Annotated in this window: 24 protein-coding genes and 1 tRNA gene; 12 read left to right on the forward strand and 13 right to left on the reverse strand. The window is 62.9% G+C overall.

Features of this window, described 5'->3' with window-relative positions; all coding sequences use genetic code 11:
- Positions 1–256: 256 nt before the first annotated feature.
- A complete protein-coding gene (locus U9970_RS00885; RefSeq protein ID WP_322764892.1) occupies positions 257–1,396 on the reverse strand; it encodes a site-specific integrase in 1,140 nt (379 codons plus the stop codon).
- A gap of 441 nt (positions 1,397–1,837) precedes the next feature.
- Here U9970_RS00885 and U9970_RS00890 point away from each other — a divergent pair, with 441 nt between their 5' ends.
- Positions 1,838–2,200 (forward strand): hypothetical protein, encoded by a 363-nt coding sequence (locus U9970_RS00890; protein ID WP_322764893.1) that lies wholly within the window; start codon positions 1,838–1,840, stop codon positions 2,198–2,200.
- Between the two features lie 185 nt (positions 2,201–2,385).
- Complete coding sequence (locus U9970_RS00895; RefSeq protein ID WP_322764894.1) at positions 2,386–2,748, forward strand: hypothetical protein; 363 nt, start codon at positions 2,386–2,388, stop codon at positions 2,746–2,748.
- On the opposite strand, the gene U9970_RS00900 is transcribed toward U9970_RS00895, so the two are convergent.
- Positions 2,745–3,107 carry a SemiSWEET transporter gene (locus U9970_RS00900; protein WP_322764895.1) on the reverse strand — a complete coding sequence of 121 codons (363 nt, stop codon included), beginning with the start codon at positions 3,105–3,107 and terminating at the stop codon, positions 2,745–2,747. The genes U9970_RS00895 and U9970_RS00900 overlap by 4 nt on opposite strands.
- 123 nt (positions 3,108–3,230) lie before the next feature.
- On the opposite strand from U9970_RS00900, the gene U9970_RS00905 reads away from it, so the two are divergent.
- Positions 3,231–3,725 carry a hypothetical protein gene (locus tag U9970_RS00905; RefSeq protein WP_322764896.1) on the forward strand — a complete coding sequence of 165 codons (495 nt, stop codon included), beginning with the start codon at positions 3,231–3,233 and terminating at the stop codon, positions 3,723–3,725.
- Positions 3,726–3,778: 53 nt separating this feature from the next.
- Here U9970_RS00905 and U9970_RS00910 read toward each other — a convergent pair whose 3' ends face one another.
- Positions 3,779–4,153: a hypothetical protein gene (locus U9970_RS00910; RefSeq protein WP_322764897.1), complete on the reverse strand. Its 375-nt coding sequence runs from the start codon at positions 4,151–4,153 to the stop codon at positions 3,779–3,781.
- Between the two features lie 18 nt (positions 4,154–4,171).
- A complete protein-coding gene (locus U9970_RS00915; protein WP_322764898.1) occupies positions 4,172–4,624 on the reverse strand; it encodes a hypothetical protein in 453 nt (150 codons plus the stop codon).
- Between the two features lie 171 nt (positions 4,625–4,795).
- On the opposite strand from U9970_RS00915, the gene U9970_RS00920 reads away from it, so the two are divergent.
- The 4 genes from U9970_RS00920 (at position 4,796) to U9970_RS00935 (ending at position 9,741) form a co-directional block, all read left to right on the forward strand.
- Positions 4,796–5,767 (forward strand): J domain-containing protein, encoded by a 972-nt coding sequence (locus U9970_RS00920; RefSeq protein ID WP_322764899.1) that lies wholly within the window; start codon positions 4,796–4,798, stop codon positions 5,765–5,767.
- A gap of 25 nt (positions 5,768–5,792) precedes the next feature.
- Positions 5,793–6,794 (forward strand): porphobilinogen synthase, encoded by a 1,002-nt coding sequence (gene hemB / locus U9970_RS00925; RefSeq protein ID WP_322764900.1) that lies wholly within the window; start codon positions 5,793–5,795, stop codon positions 6,792–6,794.
- A 131-nt stretch (positions 6,795–6,925) separates the two neighbouring features.
- A complete protein-coding gene (locus U9970_RS00930) occupies positions 6,926–7,315 on the forward strand; it encodes a VOC family protein (protein WP_254999133.1) in 390 nt (129 codons plus the stop codon).
- Entirely contained in the window at positions 7,312–9,741 is a 2,430-nt protein-coding gene (locus U9970_RS00935) for an endonuclease MutS2 (protein WP_322764901.1), read from the forward strand. Before U9970_RS00930 ends, U9970_RS00935 begins: the two co-directional genes overlap by 4 nt.
- Here U9970_RS00935 and U9970_RS00940 read toward each other — a convergent pair.
- On the reverse strand, positions 9,729–10,955 hold the full coding sequence (locus tag U9970_RS00940) for an ABC transporter ATP-binding protein (RefSeq protein ID WP_322764902.1): 1,227 nt from the start codon (positions 10,953–10,955) through the stop codon (positions 9,729–9,731). The genes U9970_RS00935 and U9970_RS00940 overlap by 13 nt on opposite strands.
- 38 nt (positions 10,956–10,993) lie before the next feature.
- Here U9970_RS00940 and obgE point away from each other — a divergent pair, with 38 nt between their 5' ends.
- Positions 10,994–12,004: a GTPase ObgE gene (gene obgE / locus U9970_RS00945; protein WP_322764903.1), complete on the forward strand. Its 1,011-nt coding sequence runs from the start codon at positions 10,994–10,996 to the stop codon at positions 12,002–12,004.
- Positions 12,005–12,038: 34 nt separating this feature from the next.
- Here obgE and U9970_RS00950 read toward each other — a convergent pair whose 3' ends face one another.
- From U9970_RS00950 to U9970_RS00965, 4 genes are all read right to left on the reverse strand, one after another.
- A complete protein-coding gene (locus U9970_RS00950; RefSeq protein ID WP_322764904.1) occupies positions 12,039–12,257 on the reverse strand; it encodes a CP12 domain-containing protein in 219 nt (72 codons plus the stop codon).
- Between the two features lie 164 nt (positions 12,258–12,421).
- On the reverse strand, positions 12,422–14,311 hold the full coding sequence (locus tag U9970_RS00955; protein ID WP_322764905.1) for an ABC-F family ATP-binding cassette domain-containing protein: 1,890 nt from the start codon (positions 14,309–14,311) through the stop codon (positions 12,422–12,424).
- On the reverse strand, positions 14,308–14,949 hold the full coding sequence (locus U9970_RS00960) for a DUF2301 domain-containing membrane protein (RefSeq protein WP_322764906.1): 642 nt from the start codon (positions 14,947–14,949) through the stop codon (positions 14,308–14,310). The genes U9970_RS00955 and U9970_RS00960 overlap by 4 nt, the downstream gene beginning before the upstream one ends.
- Positions 14,946–15,899 carry a glutathione S-transferase C-terminal domain-containing protein gene (locus U9970_RS00965; RefSeq protein WP_322764907.1) on the reverse strand — a complete coding sequence of 318 codons (954 nt, stop codon included), beginning with the start codon at positions 15,897–15,899 and terminating at the stop codon, positions 14,946–14,948. The genes U9970_RS00960 and U9970_RS00965 overlap by 4 nt, the downstream gene beginning before the upstream one ends.
- Positions 15,900–15,970: 71 nt before the next feature.
- On the opposite strand from U9970_RS00965, the gene U9970_RS00970 reads away from it, so the two are divergent.
- A complete protein-coding gene (locus U9970_RS00970; RefSeq protein WP_322764908.1) occupies positions 15,971–16,939 on the forward strand; it encodes an aspartoacylase in 969 nt (322 codons plus the stop codon).
- Here U9970_RS00970 and U9970_RS00975 read toward each other — a convergent pair.
- Entirely contained in the window at positions 16,918–17,277 is a 360-nt protein-coding gene (locus U9970_RS00975; protein WP_322764909.1) for a hypothetical protein, read from the reverse strand. The genes U9970_RS00970 and U9970_RS00975 overlap by 22 nt on opposite strands.
- A 124-nt stretch (positions 17,278–17,401) precedes the next feature.
- Positions 17,402–17,758, reverse strand: coding sequence for a hypothetical protein (locus tag U9970_RS00980; RefSeq protein ID WP_322764910.1), 357 nt, complete (start codon positions 17,756–17,758; stop codon positions 17,402–17,404).
- Positions 17,759–18,019: 261 nt separating this feature from the next.
- On the opposite strand from U9970_RS00980, the gene psbA reads away from it, so the two are divergent.
- Together psbA and U9970_RS00990 are read left to right on the forward strand one after the other, a co-directional pair.
- Positions 18,020–19,099 (forward strand): photosystem II q(b) protein, encoded by a 1,080-nt coding sequence (gene psbA, locus U9970_RS00985; protein ID WP_197147936.1) that lies wholly within the window; start codon positions 18,020–18,022, stop codon positions 19,097–19,099.
- Between the two features lie 164 nt (positions 19,100–19,263).
- On the forward strand, positions 19,264–19,884 hold the full coding sequence (locus U9970_RS00990) for an AAA family ATPase (RefSeq protein ID WP_322764911.1): 621 nt from the start codon (positions 19,264–19,266) through the stop codon (positions 19,882–19,884).
- Positions 19,885–19,930: 46 nt separating this feature from the next.
- Here the strand turns inward: U9970_RS00990 and U9970_RS00995 are convergent.
- Positions 19,931–20,002: transfer RNA gene (locus U9970_RS00995), tRNA-Thr, on the reverse strand.
- Between the two features lie 51 nt (positions 20,003–20,053).
- Here U9970_RS00995 and U9970_RS01000 point away from each other — a divergent pair.
- Entirely contained in the window at positions 20,054–20,308 is a 255-nt protein-coding gene (locus U9970_RS01000; protein ID WP_254937322.1) for a DUF3493 domain-containing protein, read from the forward strand.
- On the opposite strand, the gene U9970_RS01005 is transcribed toward U9970_RS01000, so the two are convergent.
- Complete coding sequence (locus U9970_RS01005) at positions 20,225–20,908, reverse strand: low-complexity tail membrane protein (protein ID WP_322764912.1); 684 nt, start codon at positions 20,906–20,908, stop codon at positions 20,225–20,227. The two genes, U9970_RS01000 and U9970_RS01005, sit on opposite strands and share 84 nt — an antisense overlap.
- Between the last annotated feature and the right edge of the window lie 3 nt (positions 20,909–20,911).

The following is a 20,911-nucleotide window of genomic DNA, read 5'->3' on the forward strand; positions in this document are numbered from 1 at the left end:
AAGTCCGGGTCATCAAGGCGAACTTTCTTTCGGGTCCACCTGATAACCCAAGCCTCTACTGCGCGGCGATCTGGAATCGCGGTAGGTGTCGGCAGAGGACTTCGAGTCCGTATCGGTTTTGTGAGCAGCGACATCCCAGGGGACGGCTTTTTTACCGCTTCCACCGGGGCGCCCGCAGCCGCTTGTCCGATCTGGCAAGTTAACTATAGCCCCCATGGGCGGTGCTGGACTACCCGGCGCTACTCCATAGGTGGTGTTACGCCAAAACTTTCTGGAAAGCGGCTGCCGTTGTCGCTTCTGATGCCCAGCGATAGCTGCTGCTATGTACAGCCACCGAGTGCCCCATGGATGCGGCTATGGCGCCCATTTCAACCTCGTAGCGATGGCATCGCAGGCTGTAACTATCCCGGAATGTGTAACTGCGTAGCCATTCGCCGCGAGCTTCGCAGCGGTTCCGCAACTCTTTCCATTCAGGCTGACCACGTAGGAACTGCTCGACGTAGTGCCCGTTCAGCTCACGGGGTCTGCCGTTGGCACCGAGAGGCAGCTCAAGCAGTCCAGCAGCCATTGCGCCTACCAGATTCCAGTGTTGCTGCGCGTTAGCGGCGTCCTTCACTGGACATGGCTCAATCCAGCGTGGATCTGTGAGCTGCCCGCCGCAGTTTTTCTGGTACGAGCACCACATGCCGAGGCTGCCGTCCTCACGTTGTTTGGCTTGGATGTGCTGCAGCTCAATCGGGCGCAACCCATAGAGGGCAAGCAGCTTCAGCACGTTTGCCCACCGGCTGTTCCGAGCCTCAACGCCGTCGATCAGATACAAGATTTCTCCGTCTTCCAATGCTGCTTTGACCCGTTTCTTTGGTGCCTTGCCGCGCAGCTCCTTGATGCTTGCAACGTCGATGCGCCAGCAGCCTGGGGCTCTATGACGGGCGATGGCGTGGTCAGTGAGGTTTCGGACCGCGATGCAGCAGGCGGCGCGACTGGCTGCTTTCCCTTGCCACTTCTCAAGGGTCCGGCGCAGAAGTTCGTGTCCATCGTTGGGCGTGTTTCGGCTGTCAAGAACCCTTAGGGCTTCTGTGATGTACGGGGCGTAGTTGTCGCGCCATGTAGACGACAGGATCTCGTTGCGGCCCTCCATGAGAGCTGCCTTAAGACCCTTCTCAACGACCTTCCAGTCGGTGCCAAGACGCATGGTGTCGCTGCCGGCCCGCACTATCTCGAGGGCTCCTTTGACGGTTGCCTGCCCGGATCCGACCAGCCGATAAATCTGGCCGATTAGTTGCAGCGCCCTGTTCTGACTTTCCTTGCACCAGTCCAGGGGCAGTACGCAGGTTTCTGATGCCTGCCCCGGCATCCGCACTTTGAGCTGGATTTTTCCCGCGCCGCTCGGGTTCACGGTCCATCCGCGACTGACCTTTGCCGCGCTCCGGAACGATGCCTCCCATGGCGGCTTGGTGGCTTCCCTAGGCATTGGCTGAGCACGGGCTTGTCCACAATTATGGACAAAAATGCTCCTTGAGGTCAACAGATGCTTCCTTGGATTCCCTTAGATGCCCTGCTGTGGCTGGAAAAAGCTCTTATGGCTGTGGCGAATAAATTTCTATCACCCAAATGATCCATGGGGCCTGGAAGGGCCCTTTTTAGTGGCTGGGGGTGGGATCTCGCGCGAAGCAGCTGCCGGCTCGGCCACTACAGATTCGGCAGCTACTGCGTCAAAAGCCGCTGATCGCGATGTTTTAGCAACCCCTCGGCGGGCAAAACTCAGCCGCTTTGTGCTGCGCGGTCTGCGCATCGCTGCCAGGCTGAACCGTGCCCACCTGCCGCAAGGGAAAGGACAATGCTCAACGCGCTGGTTGCCATGGCCCTGAGTCTGATGCTGCTGCTGACGGCACCCGGCGCCGATGCGAGTAGCAGTGCTGGGCAGCAGTTCCTCTGTGAGGGCGATCCCCTGGAAGCCTTGGCCTTCAAGGGCGCGGTGGATGCGGCGGATATCCCCAACAGCAACGCCAACTCCGTGCCAGGAGCCTTCGTGGTGCTGCGTTGGCGAAACGTGAGTCTGCAACTCCCCCGCACCAACAACGCCGGCGTTCCCAGTTACTCCGATGGCCGCTGGTGGTGGCAGGCACGCGATCCAGATCACCCAGAGTTCGCCCAGCTGCGCGGAACTGTGGAGCGCTACAGCTGCGAGCGCCAAGACTGAGGGCTTGATTCACCAAGCGCCGCTGACTCTTGGCTGCCGGTATTTACCACCATGAAGATCTAGTCGCCAAAAAGCACAACAACAAGGGCTATGAAGGTGGCACCTGAAGCCCAATGGGTCAGTCCATAGATCAGGGACCTGAATCTCTTTAGTTTAGAATCCAGGCAAGTCAGACATCCTTCTTTGTGGTCAAATTTCAATTTGAGTTCACTCCTAAGCAAGACGCCGAGTTCAGGCAGCTTGTGGCCAAGCAGAGAATTGCTGCCATGGCTATTGCCGTGCTGGTTCTTGTCAAGGCGGGGGGGGCTTTGGCTGGCGCAATGTCCTCTAACTGGCAGCAGGTGATGTTTATGTCACTTTCTTTTGTGGCATCAATGTACTCCTGTTACGCGCTTTACTTAAGCAGCATGAATCTCTACCGGATTACCAAGTCGAGTGGAGGCGATATGGGCCATCTATTCGCCGGATTGCAGGGCCTGCAGAATTGCTTTGCTGCATTGGCCCTGGCTATCCTGTTCAATATTATTCCTGATTATTTGATCGGCTAGGAATCTTGGTTGCGTTGCTTTCCGGGTCTAATGATTCGACGTTTTGCTGTGGATCTGCAGGTGCCAGTTTTTTTGTAATTGCTCTTCTCTGCTAAATGATCCTCCAGTTTGCGCTGCAAAATCAGGCCGGAGAGCACAACTGTGATGGCATTTGCAATGATGAGGGGACCGTTGCGCGCGAAGATGCCATAGACGAGCCAGAGGGCAATCCCACTGGTAAAAAGGGCATACATGCTGAGGGAGATGCCCCGGGTGTCCCCGCTGCTGAGGGTTCTCATGGCTTGGGGAATAAAGCTCAGCGTGGTTAAAGAAGCAGCTATATAACCAAGGATTTCAATGGCTGGAGAGAGTTGGCTCATGGTGATTTAATTAAAACAATAGAATGTCTTTGCTGGTCTAAGAAAATCAAGGTACTTATTAGGATTCGAAGGCTAGCAAGGCTTGAATTGAGCCTTGTTTTTATCGCCAGCGCGTGTGGCAATTTGCTGCCTCGCAGGGAAGTCCTCAAGCTGGAAAATCAGGGTGAGGTTGTTGGGGCCATCGCCAGGATCGGCTCCCTGTTGCGTTCGCAGGAGGGAGTGGAGCAACGACTGCCCTTGCATGGATCCCGCCATCTTGGGCGCCATGGGCTCTCTGGCGACCCGGCCCTGTGGTTGCCTGGAGGCTGGCACCCTCTGATGGCTCCTGGAGCGATGGCCTGTCCCCTCTGCGGCAGTTGGTCGGTTAAGGCGGATCGCAGCCTGGCTGGACGGCTGGTGTGTGGCCGTTGCGCCAGGCCGCTGGGGGCAGCCCAGACGCCCCGGCGTCAGCGGCGCTCCCGATCGAGGCGCCCAGGTCTGTCTCTGGGCATCGGCCTGCTTGCGCTGCTGGCCTTGGCGGCGTTGTTGGCAGCCTGGGATCAGCAGCGGCTCAGATTCACTGCGCCGCCCGAGCGCCTTGTTCCTAACTCCCAGCCAAGAACCCCAGGATTGTTCTGAGCCTTGCGCTTTAGAGATTCAAAAGGGGCCGTAGGGTTTGCACAGCTGCTGCTTCAGGGTCGCCCGATTGCCCGCATCACTGCCCCCTGGCAGAGGCCGCCATGGGAGCACAACGGAATCGGCTGGCCGTTTACAGAAGCGCCGCTGGGCGCACCGCTAGTCATGTTTTGAGCTGAGCTGCCACCAAGCGGAGCGGAGGAAGGGCCTGGGCTGGAGACTGAACCTGCTGCCGCCTGCTGGGTGGTGGCGGTATTAACGGTGTTGCGGGCTTTATCAAGCACACCTGTGTAAGCAGGCATGGAGGTGCCCTGCAGGGTGCCTTGAATAGCGCTGGCTCCCACCATGGGCGCCACTCCTTGGGCTAGGGCATTGCCGGCTGGCAACAGGGCAGCCGCAACCAGGGCGGCTGTCAGCAGATTCATAGTCATATTGAGATGCGAGGGGGATCAAGGCTGGCTTGGCTTGGCAGCTCCGCTAAAGCCGCTCCACACTCTCAGTTCTTCAATTGTTTGTACACCTTCGCGGCGCTCCTTGCCCGCTAGGTCCCAGGTGGGGAAAGCCCGTATCTGGGCGGCCATACAGCGGCTGCGGCCAGCGTCAGTTTTGTCGCATTCCACGTAGGGGAGGGCATTGCCGCCTTCCTTGCCAAACAGGTTTTTTTGCTGGAAGCAGGCCGGGCACCACCAGGCGCCATAAAAAACAGCTCCCTTGGCGCGCAGGTGGGCGCTGAGCGCTTTTTGCTCCGGGGTCGAAGCAGCAAGGGCCTCCCCCAAGGTGGCAGTGGTGGAGCTGCTGGAAGAGTTGACCCCGCTACCGGCGCTGGCAGTGGCCGTAAAGCCAAGCAGCACTGTGCTCAGGGCAATCAGCAGGCCGGAGCGCAGGGAGCCAAACCGGGGCATCAGCTTCCAAAATCAACAACCAAAACTAGTTCCGTTGCTTGTTTTTGCCTGTCTGTGTGGGCAAAACAGAGCCGATCGCCGCGCCGCCGCGTTCGGCCTTCCGCCCTTCCTTGGCCCAGCAGAAGTTCCCAGCTGCTGAGACACTGCATAGGTGCGGTGGTTTTGGGGTCGATGAGCGCGAACGGCTACCGCGATTACTTCAGTGTGCTCGGGGTGGAGCGTGGCGCTGATGCCGACGCCATCAAGCGCGCCTTTCGCAAGCTGGCCCGCCAGTACCACCCGGACGTGAACCCCAATGATGCGGGGGCTGAGGCCAAGTTCAAGGAGGTGAGCGAGGCCTATGAAGTGCTCTCCGATCCAGATAAGCGCCGGCGCTACGAGCAATTTGGCCAGTATTGGAGCCAGGCGGGCGGTGGCTCGGCCAGTGGCGGCGTCGACGTTGATTTTGGCCGCTACGGCAACTTCGACGACTTCATCAACGACCTGCTGGGTCGTTTTGGCGGCCCCTCCCCCGGCGGCGGCGCCCCGGGAGGTTTTGGTTTCAGTTCGGGCTTTCCTGGTGGCTTTGCTGGTGGCATGCCCGGCGGCGGCCGCGGCGCCCCGATCAATCTCGATGCCGAAGCCAGCATCAGCCTCTCCTTTGCCGATGCTTTCCGCGGCTCCGAGCGCACCTTGGCCGTCAACGACGAGCGGGTGCAGGTGCGCATCCCGCCAGGTGTGAAGCACGGCAGCCGCCTGCGGCTCAAGGGCAAGGGCAACCTGCAGCCCGGCACCGGCCGCCGCGGCGACCTCTACCTCAATTTGCAGCTGCAGGAGCATTCGGTGTGGAAGCTCGATGGCGACCAGCTGCGCGCTGAGCTGCCCCTCAGCCTCGATGAATTGGCCCTAGGCGGTGAGGTGCGGGTGGCGACCCCCGATGGGGAGGCCTCCGTGCAAGTGCCCCCTGGCATGACCCTGGGCCGCAGCCTGCGGCTCAGGGGCAAGGGCTGGCCCCTCAAGGACGGCCGCGGCGACCTGCTGCTTACGCCGGTGCTCAAGTTGCCCGACCAGCTCAGCGCCGAGGAGCGCCAGCTGCTGGAGCAGTTGCGTGCCGCCCGCAGCGCCGATCCCCGCTCTGGCTGGATTCAGGCGGCCCGTCTCTAGGATCCGCGCCAGCCAGGCCGTTTTCATGGAGCTCACCTACCGTCCCCGCCGATTGCGCCGCACCCCGGCTTTACGGGCGCTGGTGCGGGAACATCACCTAAGTGCTGCCGACTTTATTTATCCGCTCTTCGTGCACGAAGGCGCCACTAACGAGCCCATTGGTGCCATGCCAGGAGCTATGCGCTGGAGTCTCGAAGGCTTGGTGCAGGAGGTGGGCCGCGCTTGGGACTTGGGCATCCGCTGCGTTGTGCTGTTTCCCAAGGTGGCAGATGGCCTTAAAACCGAAGACGGCGCCGAATGCTTCAACGAAGGTGGCCTAATACCCCGAGCTATTCGCCGGCTCAAGGAGGTGCACCCCGAGATGGCGATCATGACGGATGTGGCCCTCGATCCCTACTCCTGCGACGGCCATGACGGCATCGTCAGCGAGGAAGGGGTGGTGCTCAATGATGAAACGGTGGCGATCCTCTGCCGCCAGGCCGTTGCCCAAGCTCGGGCCGGGGCGGATTTGATCGGCCCCAGCGACATGATGGATGGCCGCGTTGGGGCCATCCGCGAAGCCCTCGATGAGGAGGGATTTGAGCATATCGGCATTATTAGCTATACAGCTAAATACTCTTCTGCTTATTACGGTCCCTTCCGCGAAGCCCTTGATTCGGCTCCTCGGGTTGGCGCGGGCAAGCCAATCCCAAATGATAAATCAACCTATCAAATGGATCCGTCCAATGGACGTGAAGCGCTCACTGAAGCCCTGCTCGATGAACAGGAGGGGGCTGACATTTTGATGGTCAAGCCTGGCCTTGCCTACTTAGATATCATCTACCGTCTGCGTGGCGAAACGGAGCTGCCAATTGCGGCTTACAACGTAAGCGGTGAATACGCCATGGTGAAGGCCGCCGCTGAAAAGGGCTGGATTGATGAGCGGGCCGTGGTGCTGGAAACCCTGCTGTGCTTTAAGCGGGCTGGGGCTAATTTGATCCTCACCTACCACGCCTGTGATGCGGCGCAGTGGCTGCGCCAGGGCTAGTGACATCAGCTATCTGATGTTCCTATCCTCGCCTTGGCTGGCACCGCCTGGCTGCTGCTGGTGGTGAAGCTCGAGCAGATCCTCAAGATCCGGTTCTGTAGCCCACAATGAACTCACCCGGTTCAGTTGCCATGGCTCCTGCTGCTGTTCATCACCTTGGCCATGTGGCACTGCGGGTGCAGGACATGGAGCGGGCTAAGGCCTTCTATGTCTCCCTAGGCCTGCAGCTCTGCTGGGATGCCCCCGATTGGGCCTATTTGCAGTGGCCTGGGGCCGGCACGGGTTTGGCCCTGCTCAGCCCTAGTTACAAAGCTGCCGGGCCCCATTTTGCTTTCCATTTCCGCGACCGCTCAGAGGTGGATGCGGTGCACGCCCAGCTTGTGGCGGCCGGCCGCTCCTGCGGCCCGGTGCATGACCATCGTGACGGCACTGCCAGCTTCTATCTCCAAGACCCGGAAGGCAACTGGCTCGAGATGCTCTACGAGCCCCCTGGCGGCATCCCCTCCAACCTGCCCGGGTGATCGACGTCACCGCCCCGTTGGCCCCAATTCAGCAGGAGGCCCTGGAGCTGCTCGAGTGGCCGCGGCTCGCGGAGCAGCTGGCCAGCTTCGCCAGCACAGCTCCGGGCCGCTGTGCCTGCCTGGAGCTTGCCCTGCCCGCTTGCCTGGCTGCCAGCCGCAGCTTGCTAGCTGAAACCACCGAGCTGCTCGGCCTCGACGGGCTGCTGGAGGGGGGATTGAGTTTCCAGGGAGTTGCCGACATCGCGGCGCTGGTGACCCTCTGCGCTAAGGGCGGCATGGCTCCGGGCGAGGAGTTGCTGGCCCTGGCTACCACCCTGGCTGCGGCCCGCCGGCTGCGGCGCCAGATCGACGATCCCCAGCTGCGGCCCGTATGCACGGCCCTGGTGGCCGAGCTGCGCACCCTGCCGGAGCTGGAGCAGCGGCTGCATTTCTGCCTTGAAGAGGGCGGCCGGGTGGCGGATCGGGCCAGTCCGCCCCTGGAGGAGTTGCGGCGTCAGCTGCTTGGGGCTCGCTCAGATCGGCGGGATCGACTGCAGGAGCTGATGCGACGCTGCGGCGTCATGCTCCAGGACACGGTGATCTCGGAGCGCAACGGCCGTCCCGTGCTGGCTGTGAAGGCTGGCGCTGCCGCTCAGTTGCCGGGGCTGGTGCACGACAGCTCGGCTTCGGGACAAACGGTGTTTATCGAACCCCAGGCGGTGATTGCCCTGGGCAATCGCATACGCGACCTGGAGGGGCGCGAGCGGGAACTGGAGCGGGCTGTGCTGACGGCCCTGAGCGCCCAGGTGGGCGAGGAGGCTGAAGCTCTGGCCGCACTCCAGCAGGTGCTGGTGCGCCTGGATGCGGGGGTGGCCCGGGCGCGCTACGGCCAATGGTTGGGGGCGGTACGCCCGGAGCTGGCAGACGACCCCAGCGCGCCCTTCGAGCTGCGGGAGCTGCGCCACCCCCTGCTGCTTTGGCAGCAGCGGCGTCAGGGCGGCCATGCGGTGGTGCCCGTGAGTCTGCTGGTGGCAGCGGAGCTGCGGGTGGTGGCGATCACCGGCCCCAATACCGGCGGCAAAACCGTGACCCTCAAAAGCGTCGGCTTGGCGGCTCTTATGGCTCGAGCTGGCCTGTTTCTGCCCTGTAGCGGCACGCCGCGGCTGCCCTGGTGCAGCCAGGTGCTGGCCGACATCGGCGATGAGCAATCGCTGCAACAAAACCTCTCCACCTTCAGCGGCCACATCCGCCGCATCGCCCGCATCCTCGAAGCTCTTCCCGCTGCTGGCGGCGCCTCCCTGGTGCTGCTCGATGAGGTGGGGGCAGGCACCGATCCCCTCGAGGGTTCGGCCCTGGCCACGGCCCTGCTCAAGCACCTAGCCGATCGGGCCCGGCTCACGATTGCTACCACCCACTTCGGTGAGCTCAAAGCTCTCAAATACGCCGATCCACGCTTCGAGAACGCTTCGGTGGCCTTCGATGTGGACACCCTCTCGCCCACTTACCGGCTGCAGTGGGGTATCCCGGGTCGCAGCAACGCCCTGGCGATTGCCCGCCGGCTGGGGCTGGGGGAGCCGGTGCTGGAGCTCGCCGCCGCCCAGTTGGAGCCCCTAGGCGAAGGCGAGGTGAACCAGGTGATCGCTGGCCTGGAAAATCAGCGTCAACGCCAGCAGGAGGCCGCCGAGGAGGCCGCTGCCCTGCTGGCGCGCACCGAGTTGCTGCACGAGGAGCTGCTGCTGCGCTGGCAACAGCAGACCCAGCAGAGCGCCGAGCTACAGGAACAGCGGCGCCAGCAGTTGGAGCGCTCGATTCGTCAGGGGCAAAACGAGGTGAAGCGCATCATCAGGAGGCTGCGCCAGGGCCCTGATGGGGGGGAGGCCAGCAGCGCCGCCCTAGGCGAAACCGCCCGCCAGGCCGGCCAGCGGCTCAAATCGCTTGAGCAGCAGCACCGCCCCACCCCGGAGCGGCGCGAGCACCGGGGCTGGATGCCCGCCGTTGGCGACCGGGTGCGGCTGTTGTCCTTGGGCAAGGCCGCTGAGGTGCTTTCCCTCGCCGATGACGGCCGGGAACTCACGGTGCGCTGTGGGGTGATGCGGCTGACCCTGGAGCTGGCCGGCATTGAGGGGCTGCATGGCGAAAAACCCTCACCCCCTGAGGTGCGGGTGCAGGTGAAGGGTCAGCGGGGGCTGGGGGGCCGGGGCCCGGAGGTGCGCTCCGAGCGCAACACCGTTGATGTGCGCGGCCTGCGGGTGCATGAGGCGGAGGCCCAGCTGGAGGAGCGCCTCCGCGCCGCCAATGGCCCCGTGTGGGTGATCCACGGCATCGGCACGGGCAAGCTCAAGCGTGGCCTGCGGGCCTGGTTGGCAACGGTGCCCTACGTGGAGCGGGTGAGTGACGCTGAGCAGGGCGACGGCGGGGCTGGCTGCAGCGTGATTTACGTGAAATAGGGGAGGGTCGGCTCCAGGCTTGCGGGCTCAGGGGGCAGGGGCAGGGCTTCGCCGCTGGCGTCAAACAGGCGCCAGCCGCGGGGATCAATATCGAGGTGCAGGCTGGCCCCAGGCGGCAGGATTGTTTCAGGGCTGACCCGCACCTGCACCAGATGACCGCCCTCCTCCAGGCGGCAGGTGAGCAGTTGTTCGTTGCCAAGGGCTTCGCCATGGCTCACCTCGGCCCGCAGGTTGCGGTTGGTGGCGGGAGCTAGCTGGAAGTGCTCGGGCCGCAGTCCGCCAGTGAGCGCCTCGCCGGCCCGGGCCGCCAGCACCTCGGCCAGGGGACCCTCCACCGCCAGCTTGCGGCTGCCTAGCTGCACCTGGCCCGCGCCGATCGCCCTTACCGGCAGCAGATTCATGGGCGGGCTGCCGATGAACTGGGCTACAAACAAATTGGCGGGCCACTGGTAGAGCTGCATCGGTGTGCCGAGCTGCTGCAGCCGGCCGGCGTTGAGCACGGCGATGCGGTGGCCCATGGTCATGGCCTCCACCTGGTCGTGGGTGACATACAGGGTGGTGGTGCCCAGGCGTCGCTGCAGCTCAACGATTTGGGTGCGGGTGCCGGTGCGCAGCTTGGCGTCGAGGTTGCTGAGCGGTTCGTCCATCAGGAACACCGCCGGCGCCCGGGCGATGGCCCGGCCCAGGGCAACCCGCTGCTTCTGGCCGCCGGAAAGCTCCTTGGGCAGCCGATCGAGTAGCTGGCCTAGCTCCAGGGTTTCCGCTACCTCGGCGATGCGCTGAGCAATGCGCTCCTCGCGCCGTGAGCGCAGCCGCAAGGGCCCTGGCAGCCGCCTGGTGGCCAGGTGCAGGCTGTCTTGAAGCTGCTCAAGGGCCGTGCGGTTGCGGCTGCGGCGCAGGCCGAAGCCGATGTTGCCGGCCACCGTTAGATGGGGATAGAGCGCATAGCTCTGGAACACCATGGCCACGTCCCGTTGGGCTGGGCGCAGGGAGCTCACGGGCCGATTGCCCACGAAGATCTCCCCCTGGCTGGGCTGCTCTAGGCCAGCCAGTAGACGCAGCAGGGTGCTTTTGCCGCAGCCTGAGGGCCCAACCAATACCAAAAATTCGCCGTCCTGAATCTGTAGATCCAGCTGGCGCAGCACCTGCACCGGATCACCACCGCGCCGGGGTGGGTAGGTCTTGCTGACCTGCTGGAAGCGAACCTCTGCCAAGACGGGCCTTCAGACGGCGCGATCCTAGGTTTGTTCCAATGCAATTCATCGATCAAGCCCGCGTAACGGTCAAGGCCGGCCGAGGCGGCGACGGAATCGTGGCGTTTCGCCGCGAGAAATATGTGCCAGCCGGTGGCCCTTCCGGCGGCGATGGCGGCCGTGGTGCCGACGTGCTGCTGGTGGCTGACGCCAACCTCCAGACCCTGCTGGATTTCAAGTACAAGCGGCAGTTTTTGGCGGTCGATGGTCGCCGGGGCGGGCCCAACCGCTGCACCGGTGCCAGCGGTAACCAGCTGGTGATCAAGGTGCCCTGCGGCACGGTGGTGCGCGATGCCCGCACCTCAATTTTGCTAGGTGATCTCACCGATGCGGGTGAGGAGCTACTGGTGGCCTTTGGCGGCCGCGGCGGCCTGGGCAATGCCCACTACCTCAGCAACCGCAACCGGGCCCCGGAGAAGTTCACCGAGGGCCGGGAGGGGGAGGAGTGGCTGCTGCAGCTGGAGCTCAAGCTGCTGGCTGAAGTTGGCATCATCGGCTTGCCCAATGCCGGCAAGAGCACCCTGATTTCGGTGCTTTCGGCAGCTCGGCCCAAGATCGCCGATTACCCCTTCACCACCCTGGTGCCCAACCTGGGGGTGGTACGCCGTCCCAGTGGTGATGGCACAGTTTTTGCCGACATTCCTGGTTTGATCGCTGGAGCGGCCCAGGGGGCAGGGCTGGGGCACGACTTCCTACGCCACATCGAGCGCACCCGGCTGCTGATCCACCTGATCGATTCCAGCGCTGAGGATGTGGTCGCCGACTTGAACGTGGTCGAGGGGGAGCTCACGGCCTACGGCCATGGCCTCGACCAGAGGCCCCGCATAGTGGTGCTCAACAAGATTGAATTGCTCGATCCAGCCAGCCTTGAAGAGCTGGTGGAGAAAGTGAGCCAGCAGGTGCAGGCCCGTGGTGGCTTGCCCGTTCTGGCTATTTCAGCTGCGGCCTCAAAAAATTTGCCGAAGCTGCTGGCCGCGGTGTGGCAGCAGCTCGGCATCGTTCAGCCCTAGGCAGTTCAACCTTAGGCAGCTCAGCCTTAGGCATTCAGTCGTCGTAGACGCGGCACTCGGGGGCCGAAGGGTTCAGGTCACAGAACACTTCAAGCGGGGTGGGGTCGTGGCTGTCCTCAGGATGGTGGTCTTTGAACTCCTTGAGACCCTGGAGTTCTTCCTCCAAGTGGCGAAGCTTGCCCAGGTCGCCGGCGGCCTTGGCTGCCTCGATCTCGCTCTGGTCCTGCTGGATGTGCTCGTCGATGCTTTTCATTCGGATACCGGCCACTAGAGACCGGAGCTCGTCGCCGCTCACCTTACGGGCGCCTGTTCTGGATCGTCGTCTTGTGGGCCCACTGCTACCTCTTTGAGCAGCACCAATGGCGCCGGGAGCTGAGCTTTGGCATTGTGTTGGATTGACCACAATGTGCGCCCGTTTCACTCCGCCAGCTCGCTGAGTTCGAGCCAGCGCTCCTCGCCGCCATGGATGCGTTCCGTTAAAGCGGCCAGCTCCTGGGTGATTTCTTCGAGGGCGGCGTAGTCGCTGCCTGAATTGGCCAGGGCCAGCTCCAGGTCTCGGCGCTGCTGCTCCCAGACCGGCAGGTTTAGCTCCAATTCGCCCAGCTCCCGACCCTCCTTGAAGCTCCGCCGCCGCGTCTGGGACTTGCTGGCTTGGGGCGCTACCGGGGCTGGACTCTTGGGGGGCTTGGGGGTGGTCTGGCGGCTGGAGCTCGCCTCTAGGTAGGCGCTGTAGTTGCCCTCAAAGCGCTGCAGCTCGCCATTCTCAAAGCAGAACAGCCGATCCACGGTGCGATCGAGAAAGTAGCGGTCGTGGGAGACCACCACCACGCAGCCGCGGAAGTCTTCAAGGAAGTCTTCGAGCACGCTCAGGGTCTGCACGTCCAAGTCGTTGGTGGGCTCGTCGAGCAGCAGCACGTTGGGGGCCTCGATCAGCAGCCGGCAGAGATGCAGCCGCCGTCGCTCGCCGCCGGAGAGCTTGGCCACCGGTTGGTGCTGCTGGGCTGGTGGAAACAGGAAGCGCTCCAGCAACTGGGAGGCACTCAGCTCCTCGCCATCCACCGCCACCCGGCTGGCGGCGGCCTGAACCACGTCCAGCACCTTCTGGTCGGGCTTGAGCAGCACGTCGCTGTGCTGGTCGAAGTAGGCGAGCTTCACGGTGGAGCCCAGCTCCAGGCTGCCGCCGCTGGGCTGGCGCCGGCCCGCTATCACCTCCAGCAGGCTCGACTTGCCGGCGCCGTTGGGCCCGATGATGCCAATCCGGTCCTCCGGGCTGAAGTCGTAGCTGAAGGCTCGCAGCAGGGACCTGGTCTCGGCTCCTTCGCCCACACTTACCTCTAGCTCTTCGGCGGTGATGGCCCGCTTGCCGAGCCGCCGGCTGGTGGTGGCCAAGCTCACCTGGCCGCGGCCCTGCCGCAGAGGTGCCTCCCGCATCGCCTCAATTCGCTGGATGCGGGCCTTCTGCTTGGTGCTGCGGGCCTTGGGACCCTGCCTGAGCCAGGCCAGTTCCCGCCGCAGCGTGCCCTTGAACTTGGCGGCTGAGGCCGCTTCAGATGCCTCCTCTTCAGCTTTATGGGTGAGATAGGTGGCGTAGTTGCCGTCGTAGCTGCGGGCCAGGCCCCGATCCACCTCCACGATCCGGCGGGTGACCCGATCGAGCACGTAGCGGTCGTGGGTAACCAGCACCAGGGCACCGGGGAAGCGCCCGAGGTAGCTCTGCAACCACTCCACCCCGTTGGCGTCCAGGTGGTTGGTGGGCTCATCGAGAAGCAGCACGTCGGGTTCGGCCACCAGGGCCGCTGCCAGGGCCACCCGCTTGCGGTAGCCGCCGGAGAGGTCGCCCACCTTGCGCTCGATGTCGCTGATGCCTAGCCGCTCCAGCACCTCGCGGCACTGCTGCTCCAGCCCCCAGGCATTGAGCTGGTCCATGCGGCCATGCAGGTCGCTGAGCTGGGCTAGGGCGATGGCGTTGTCGGGGCCATCAGCCACCGCCTGACTCAGGGCGGTGTGCTGCCGCAGCAAAGCCATCTTCTCGCCGCTACCGGCAAACACCTGCTCCAGCACGGTGTGCTCGGGGTTTAGCTCAGGCTCCTGGTCTACGAGCACCACCCGGGTGCGGGGGGCGCAGCGGCGTTGGCCGCTGCCGAGGGGCTCATTGCCCGCAAGCACCTTCAGCAGGGTGCTCTTGCCGGCCCCATTGGGACCGATCAGCCCGAGCCGCTCCCGCTCGCCGATGTGCAGGGTGAGGCCCTCGAACAGGGTGCGAATGCCGAAGTCCTTGCTGGCTTCCACCAGGCTTATCAAGCTCAAAGTGCAGCCTCCCCAGCTGAGCCAGCTTGGCCTTTGAGGTAAGCAAACACGCTCTTGTCGCCCACATCTGCCGCGGCGGGCATGGGGAACTTGCGCAGGCACAGCACCAGCAAAAGCCCGCTCTCCAGGGCCAGCAGGGCCGTGGTGATGGCTCCTGGCAGCAAGCCGCTGAGGTGGCCCAGCAGGGCGATAGGCAACAGCAGGGTCACGCCGATCGCCTCCGGTCGCCTGAAGCAGAAAAATTCCTTGAAGCCAACCCCCGCCAAAGCTGCGAAAAAGGGTCCAATGGCCAGGATCCAGAGGGGCTGGCTGGCCAGGGCCGGCAGCATGGCGCCGGGGCCGCTGCGGATTGCTAAAGCCAGGCCGCCAAGGCAGCCCAGCAGCCAAAACAGCTGCAGGGCCCGGTGCAAGGGTACTAAGTAAATGTGAATCCAGCGAAGGGCTAGGCCCAGCCCCGCAGCCATCAGCAGCATCCAGGGCCAGAGCTGGTCGGCTCCCAGCTGCCGCCACTGCACTAGGAGGCCCGCTTGGCCAATGGCCACCGCCGTGAGGGCAAGGCGGTAGCCGAGCACCTCCCTCCGGTCGGTGGCGTCAATCGTGTAGGTGCCGTACACCCCTTCAAAGATCGGATCAGTCATGGTTGGGCACGGCCTTGCACCAGTGTGGCGAGTGGCGGCCCGGCCGGGATGATTCCCGAGGGATGGAGGGGAAAGAGGGCTCCGAAGTAATCGCTGCGCCAGGCCTCCGGGAAGCAGGTCTCGGCCACGCCGGGCAGGCTGTAGAAGCGCCGGCGCCAGTCCCATAGGGCTGGTAGCTGCCAAAGGGGTAGGCGGCTGCAACCAAATAAAGGCGCATAAACCAGCTCCAGCCTGATCAGGGTCGGGAAAAGTCCTATGTCGGCCAGGCTCAGTTGGGCCCCACTTAGCCAGGGAGCTTGCTCCAAGGCCCCATTGGCATCCCGGAGCGCTGCAAACAAGGCCGCCTCGGCCCGGTCGTAGGCGGCCTGGGTGCGGGCGAAACCACAGCGGTACACCCCGTCGTTGACGTCGCCCTGCAGCCGCGTGCGCCACATTTCCGTGGTTTCCTGCTGGTCATTTGGCTCTAGATCGGGCCCTGCTGGTGCGGGCCAGCGATTGAGCAGCTCGATCAGCCGGGCGCTCTCCGTAACCAGGATCCGTCGCTCGCTGCGGGAATAGAGCGCCGGCACCGTGGCCCGCTGCCCCGGATCAGCGCCGGATTGCTGGTAGAGCTCGAGCAAGCTGGTGCAGCCCTCGAAGGGCTCGGCAAAGCGCCAGCGCCCCTCGGCTGGATCGGGGTCCACCACCACCAGGTTGATGCTGCTGCCCAGTTGGCGCAGGCTCCACACCAGCCAGGCCCGGTGGGCCCAGGGGCAGCTGCGCCCCACAATCAACACGTGCCCATCAGCCGCGCCGGCTTCGCTGGGCAGGGGTGGCAGCGCCGTGAAGGCCCCGCTGGGACGACGGTAGTTGCCCTCGGCATCGGCCGGTCCCAGGCCACCCATCAATTGTTGCCATTGCCAGTGCCAGACCGCGCGGGCCGTGCGCACCAAGGGGGAGGGGGGAGGCATGGTTGCGGGGGCGGCAGAGCTCTGAATCTGCGTCAGGCTGGGGCCGAAATCTATTTCTGGCCTTCTTCTTTTTGATCAGCCAAATCGTCAAACCGGCCCAGGTGCTGGTCGTGGCCGGCACCCACGGCAATGAACGCAACGCCCCCTGGCTGCTGGATCACTGGCGCCGCCAGCCCGAGGCCCTGCAGCGCCACGGCCTTGATGTGGCGTTGGTGCTTGGCAACCCAGCTGCCCACAAAGCCAATCAGCGCTATGTGGAGCGGGATTTAAACCGCTGCTTTGCTCCGGAGCTGCTGGCGGATTCCTCGAGAAACGAAGCTGATCTGCAGCGCGCCCGCCAGCTGCTCGCTTGCCATGGCCCTGATGCCGAATCCCCTTCGCTGGTGGTGCTCGACCTGCACAGCACCACCAGCGCTATGGGCAACTCCTTGGTGCTCTATGGCCGGAGGCCGGCCGATCTAGCTCTGGCGGCGGGTTTGCAGGGGGAGCTGGGGCTGCCGATTTACTTGCACGAGGCCGATGCTTCCCAAACGGGCTTTTTGGTGGAGCGCTGGCCCTGCGGCCTGGTGATCGAGGTGGGTCCGGTGCCCCAGGGGGTTATCCAGGCTCAGATCTGCCGCCAAAGCCAGCTCGGCGTTGAAGCGGCCCTGGCCGTGTTGGCGGCAGCCCAGCGAGGCCGCCTAAGGCTGCCGGCTGAGCTGGTGGTGCATTGCCATCTGGGCAGCCTGGATTTGCCGCGCCATCCAGATGGTTCACCCGCCGCCTGCCTGCATCCGTCCTTGCAGCATCGCGATTGGCGCCCCTTGCGTGCGGGAGATCCGGTGTTTATCGATCCCTGCGGCAAGGAAATTCGCCTGGCCCTGCCGCCGGATTTGGCGGGGGAGTCCGTCTGGCCCGTCTTTGTAAATGAGGCCGCCTATGGCGAAAAGGGCATTGCCCTAAGCCTTACTCGCAGGGAATGTTGGCAGGTTGGGCCTGACTGGTTGCTGGCTTTAACAGACATTGCCGCCCAGCTGGCTCAGCGGGGGGCGCCGTTGTAGTCGATGCCAAGGACGGTGCGCCCGTCGCTGGATATGCGGATTTCGGTTTCCACCGAAGCCGCCAGATCTAGTTGCTGCCAGCCAGGGGCGCCGCCAAGGAAGCGAAAGAGATAGCCATCACTGGTTGAGCTGATCAGGCATTTGTTGCCGGCGCTCGCCGTTTCAAACATGCACTTGTCTGGTCGGTAGAGCCCCAGGCCACCGTTGCTCTGCACTGCAGTGTTGCGAGCCAAGTTGAGGGCCCGCACGGCGCTGAAGGGAACGGCTGCCTCCGCCTGGGCCCGGGCCGGCGCGGCATCCACAAATGACAGGCTGCTAGCGCCCAAGCAACTGGCCATCAATAAGCCACCCGCCAGCAGACGCGGACTTAACAAGGCCGCTGCTGAAGCAAAGGGTGAACCCATGGGTTTATCGACTTACAGATCCAGCTCAACGCAGCGGCCCTGTCAGTGTCAAGACGACTTACCCACACACCAAGGTGGACTGCTCCTGCTTGCAAGGCAGGTTTGTGGTGCTGCCATCAGCCCAATAAATGCGCAAGCGATCGTCTGAAGTGCCGCTGCGGTATGTGAGTGATTTGATCGCTCCAGCCGGTGGCTTGCCCGCTGGATCGGCCCCGTTGCCGGGAGCCACGGCGTTGAGCTTTTGCTCTAGCTGCTGAATCTTTACTTCCAGCTGCTCCTGGCGCTGCTGCTGCTTTTGCAGCTCGGCTGAGGGTTGGCGCTGACAGCCAGCCGAGAACAGGCAGGCTGCAGCCACGGTTGCTGCGGCCAGGCTGGCCCGTAGAGGCAGGGCTTTAAGTCGATCGAGCAGGGCCATGCCGGAGACGCATCCTGAGCTGTCCTCTGCTTAGCAGTGGGCTGGCCTGCTGGCTACGGATTGCTGCTCCCGCACCCCGACATCAGCGCCGCTGATGGGATGCATCAGCAGGGCTTTGGCGCCGCCCGGCCAGTCTTCTCACCAACGCTGCAATCTTCCGTTACAGTTGTGTTGTGCAATGTTCTTGCGCTTGACGGGATTCCGTCTGGTGGCTTGCCACCTTCCATACCCGTTCCTCTGGAACACCCTCTTCTCGTTCTCATGACAACCACTATTCAGCAGCGCCAAGGCGCTTCTGCGTGGAATCAGTTTTGCGACTGGGTCACCTCCACCAACAACCGCCTCTACGTGGGCTGGTTCGGTGTGCTGATGATCCCCTGCCTGCTGGCTGCCACCATCTGCTTCATCGTGGCCTTCATCGCCGCACCCCCTGTCGACATCGACGGCATCCGTGAGCCCGTAGCTGGCTCCCTGATGTACGGCAACAACATCATCTCCGGTGCTGTTGTTCCTTCCAGCAACGCCATCGGCCTGCACTTCTACCCAATCTGGGAAGCCGCCAGCCTCGATGAGTGGCTCTACAACGGTGGTCCTTTCCAGCTGGTGGTCTTCCACTTCCTGATCGGCATCTACGCCTACATGGGCCGCGAGTGGGAGCTTTCCTACCGCTTGGGCATGCGCCCCTGGATCTGCGTTGCCTACAGCGCTCCTGTGGCCGCAGCATCTGCCGTGTTCCTGGTGTATCCCTTCGGTCAAGGCTCCTTCTCGGACGCCATGCCCCTGGGCATCTCCGGCACCTTCAACTACATGCTGGTGTTCCAGGCTGAGCACAACATCCTGATGCACCCCTTCCACATGCTGGGAGTGGCTGGTGTCTTCGGTGGCAGCCTGTTCTCCGCCATGCACGGTTCACTCGTTACCAGCAGCCTGGTGCGTGAGACCACCGAGAGCGAGAGCCAGAACTACGGCTACAAGTTTGGCCAAGAAGAGGAGACCTACAACATCGTGGCTGCTCACGGCTACTTCGGTCGCCTGATCTTCCAATACGCCTCCTTCAACAACAGCCGCAGCCTCCACTTCTTCCTGGCTGCCTGGCCCGTGGTTGGCATCTGGTTCACCGCCCTTGGCGTGAGCACGATGGCCTTCAACCTGAACGGTTTCAACTTCAACCAGTCGATCCTCGACGGCCAAGGCCGTGTGGTGAACACCTGGGCAGACGTTCTGAACCGCGCTGGTCTCGGTATGGAAGTGATGCACGAGCGCAATGCTCACAACTTCCCGCTTGACCTTGCTGCTGCTACTGCCACCCCCGTGGCACTGACCGCACCTGCAATCGGTTGATAGTCAACAGCCCAGCTACGGCTGGGTAATAACGGAATCCCAAAAGCTCCCTCGCCAGAGGGGGCTTTTTTATTGGCTGGGGGTTGGTTTGGCTTGGTAGGCAGGATGAATATCAACCGCAAATAGGAAAAACATCAGAGCAGTCCCTACCCTGAAAGCGCAAGTTGGCGCTGGCCATGCGGATTGCTATTTCTGGATCCCATTCTCTCGGGAAGTCCACGGTCGTAAATGATTGGGTTGCGCTTAATGGCGACTACATGCGCGAGGAAGAGCCCTATCGAGTTCTTAGCTTGCGAGGCCCCTACGAGATTCTTTTTGGCGATGCCTCCACACGATTGCACAATGGAATTCAGCTGTACTACAGCATTGGTCGCCTTAATCGCTATTCAACGTCTGCCGAACAGGTCATCTTTGACAGGGCGCCAGTTGATTACATTGCCTATTCCCAGTACACGGCAAATCAACATCTGACGGATATTGATGACGACTTCGTCCTGTCTATGGTTTCTGCGGTAAGGGAATCTTTGGAGCGTCTTGATATCTTGGCCTTCGTGCCTCAGTCTGAAGATTGGCCGGTGGCCATGGAGGATGATGGTATTCGTCCGGTTGATCATGCCTACCGTGACGATGTGGATGCTATTTTTAAGCAGATCTATCGAGATGGTCGTTTTGATATTTTGCCGAAAAAGAGCCCGCCGTTGTTAATTGAGCTGGTGGGCTCGCCCGAGCACCGTTTGCTGCAGTTGGCCCAGGCGGTTGAACAAGTGCAAGTCGAAACGCGCTGACGATATTGAGCAGTGCTCAGCCAGTCGCTATTAGTTTTATTTCTTAAGCCGGTGATCGGATTTGAACCGACGACCTACTGATTACGAATCAGTTGCTCTACCCCTGAGCTACACCGGCAGCTCAATGAAATTAGCATTCAGGGGTTGGCCTTGATGGGAAGGGTAAGTGATGGGATCCAAGCCAGATTCAATTGATCCAGCCCTTAAGGCGAGGTTGCTCCAAGAAGCTCGTACCCCCTGGCGCGGTCTGCGGCGCGGTCTTTGGGTGGCCTTGGCCGCTTCTGGTGCGGTGGGGTTGGCCACGATGGCAATGCGATTGGCAAGCGGAGCCGAAGTTGCCTCAACCGACCTGCTGATCCAGGTCGGTGCCCTCAGCTTGTTCGGCAGTCTCTTCTGGTTGGATCGCAACCGTGCCGGCGACTGAAGCAGCAGGCTGGCTGGTCAGAAGCGGGTTCAGCAGCAACAGGGGCAGCCCTAGGGACATTCGCTGGCTGACGAGCTCCTGCAGGCTCAGGGGTGGACGCTCAGGGAGCGTGGCTGGGTTGCGGCTTAGCAGGGCGATTGTCTGGATCAGTTGTTGCCACTGCCAGGTGATTACCGCTAGCAGCGGACAGGCCACTAGCAGACCCACGAAGCGAGGGCTTGCTGCCAGGGGGGAGAGCGGCGTAGCCAGGGCGGCGTGCTGGTCTATCCACCAAAAAAGGGGCAGCAGGGCTGCAGCGCCAGCTGCCATTAGGAGCTTGAGCACCAGGCTGCTCTGCAGTGCCGCCAAGCTGAGCTGGGCCCCGCTTCTGGCTTTGATTGGTACTTGAATTACCAGCAAGGAGCAAACGTCGGCTGGGCGCTGCCAGAGCAGAATTGCGGGCCCTAGGGCGCCGATTGCCCAGGCCAGCAAGCGCTCTAGCCCAGGCAGGGGGCCAGGATCCGCCCCCGCCAGCACCAATACCAACCCCAAAAGCTCCAGCGGCACGGCCCCAAGGGCCACCAGCTGGAGCCAGAGCAGGGGCTCGCTGCGGGGGTTCACGGA

Origin of the sequence: Cyanobium usitatum str. Tous (assembly GCF_963920485.1) — a bacterium.
In the GTDB taxonomy this organism is placed as follows: domain Bacteria; phylum Cyanobacteriota; class Cyanobacteriia; order PCC-6307; family Cyanobiaceae; genus Cyanobium_A; species Cyanobium_A usitatum_A.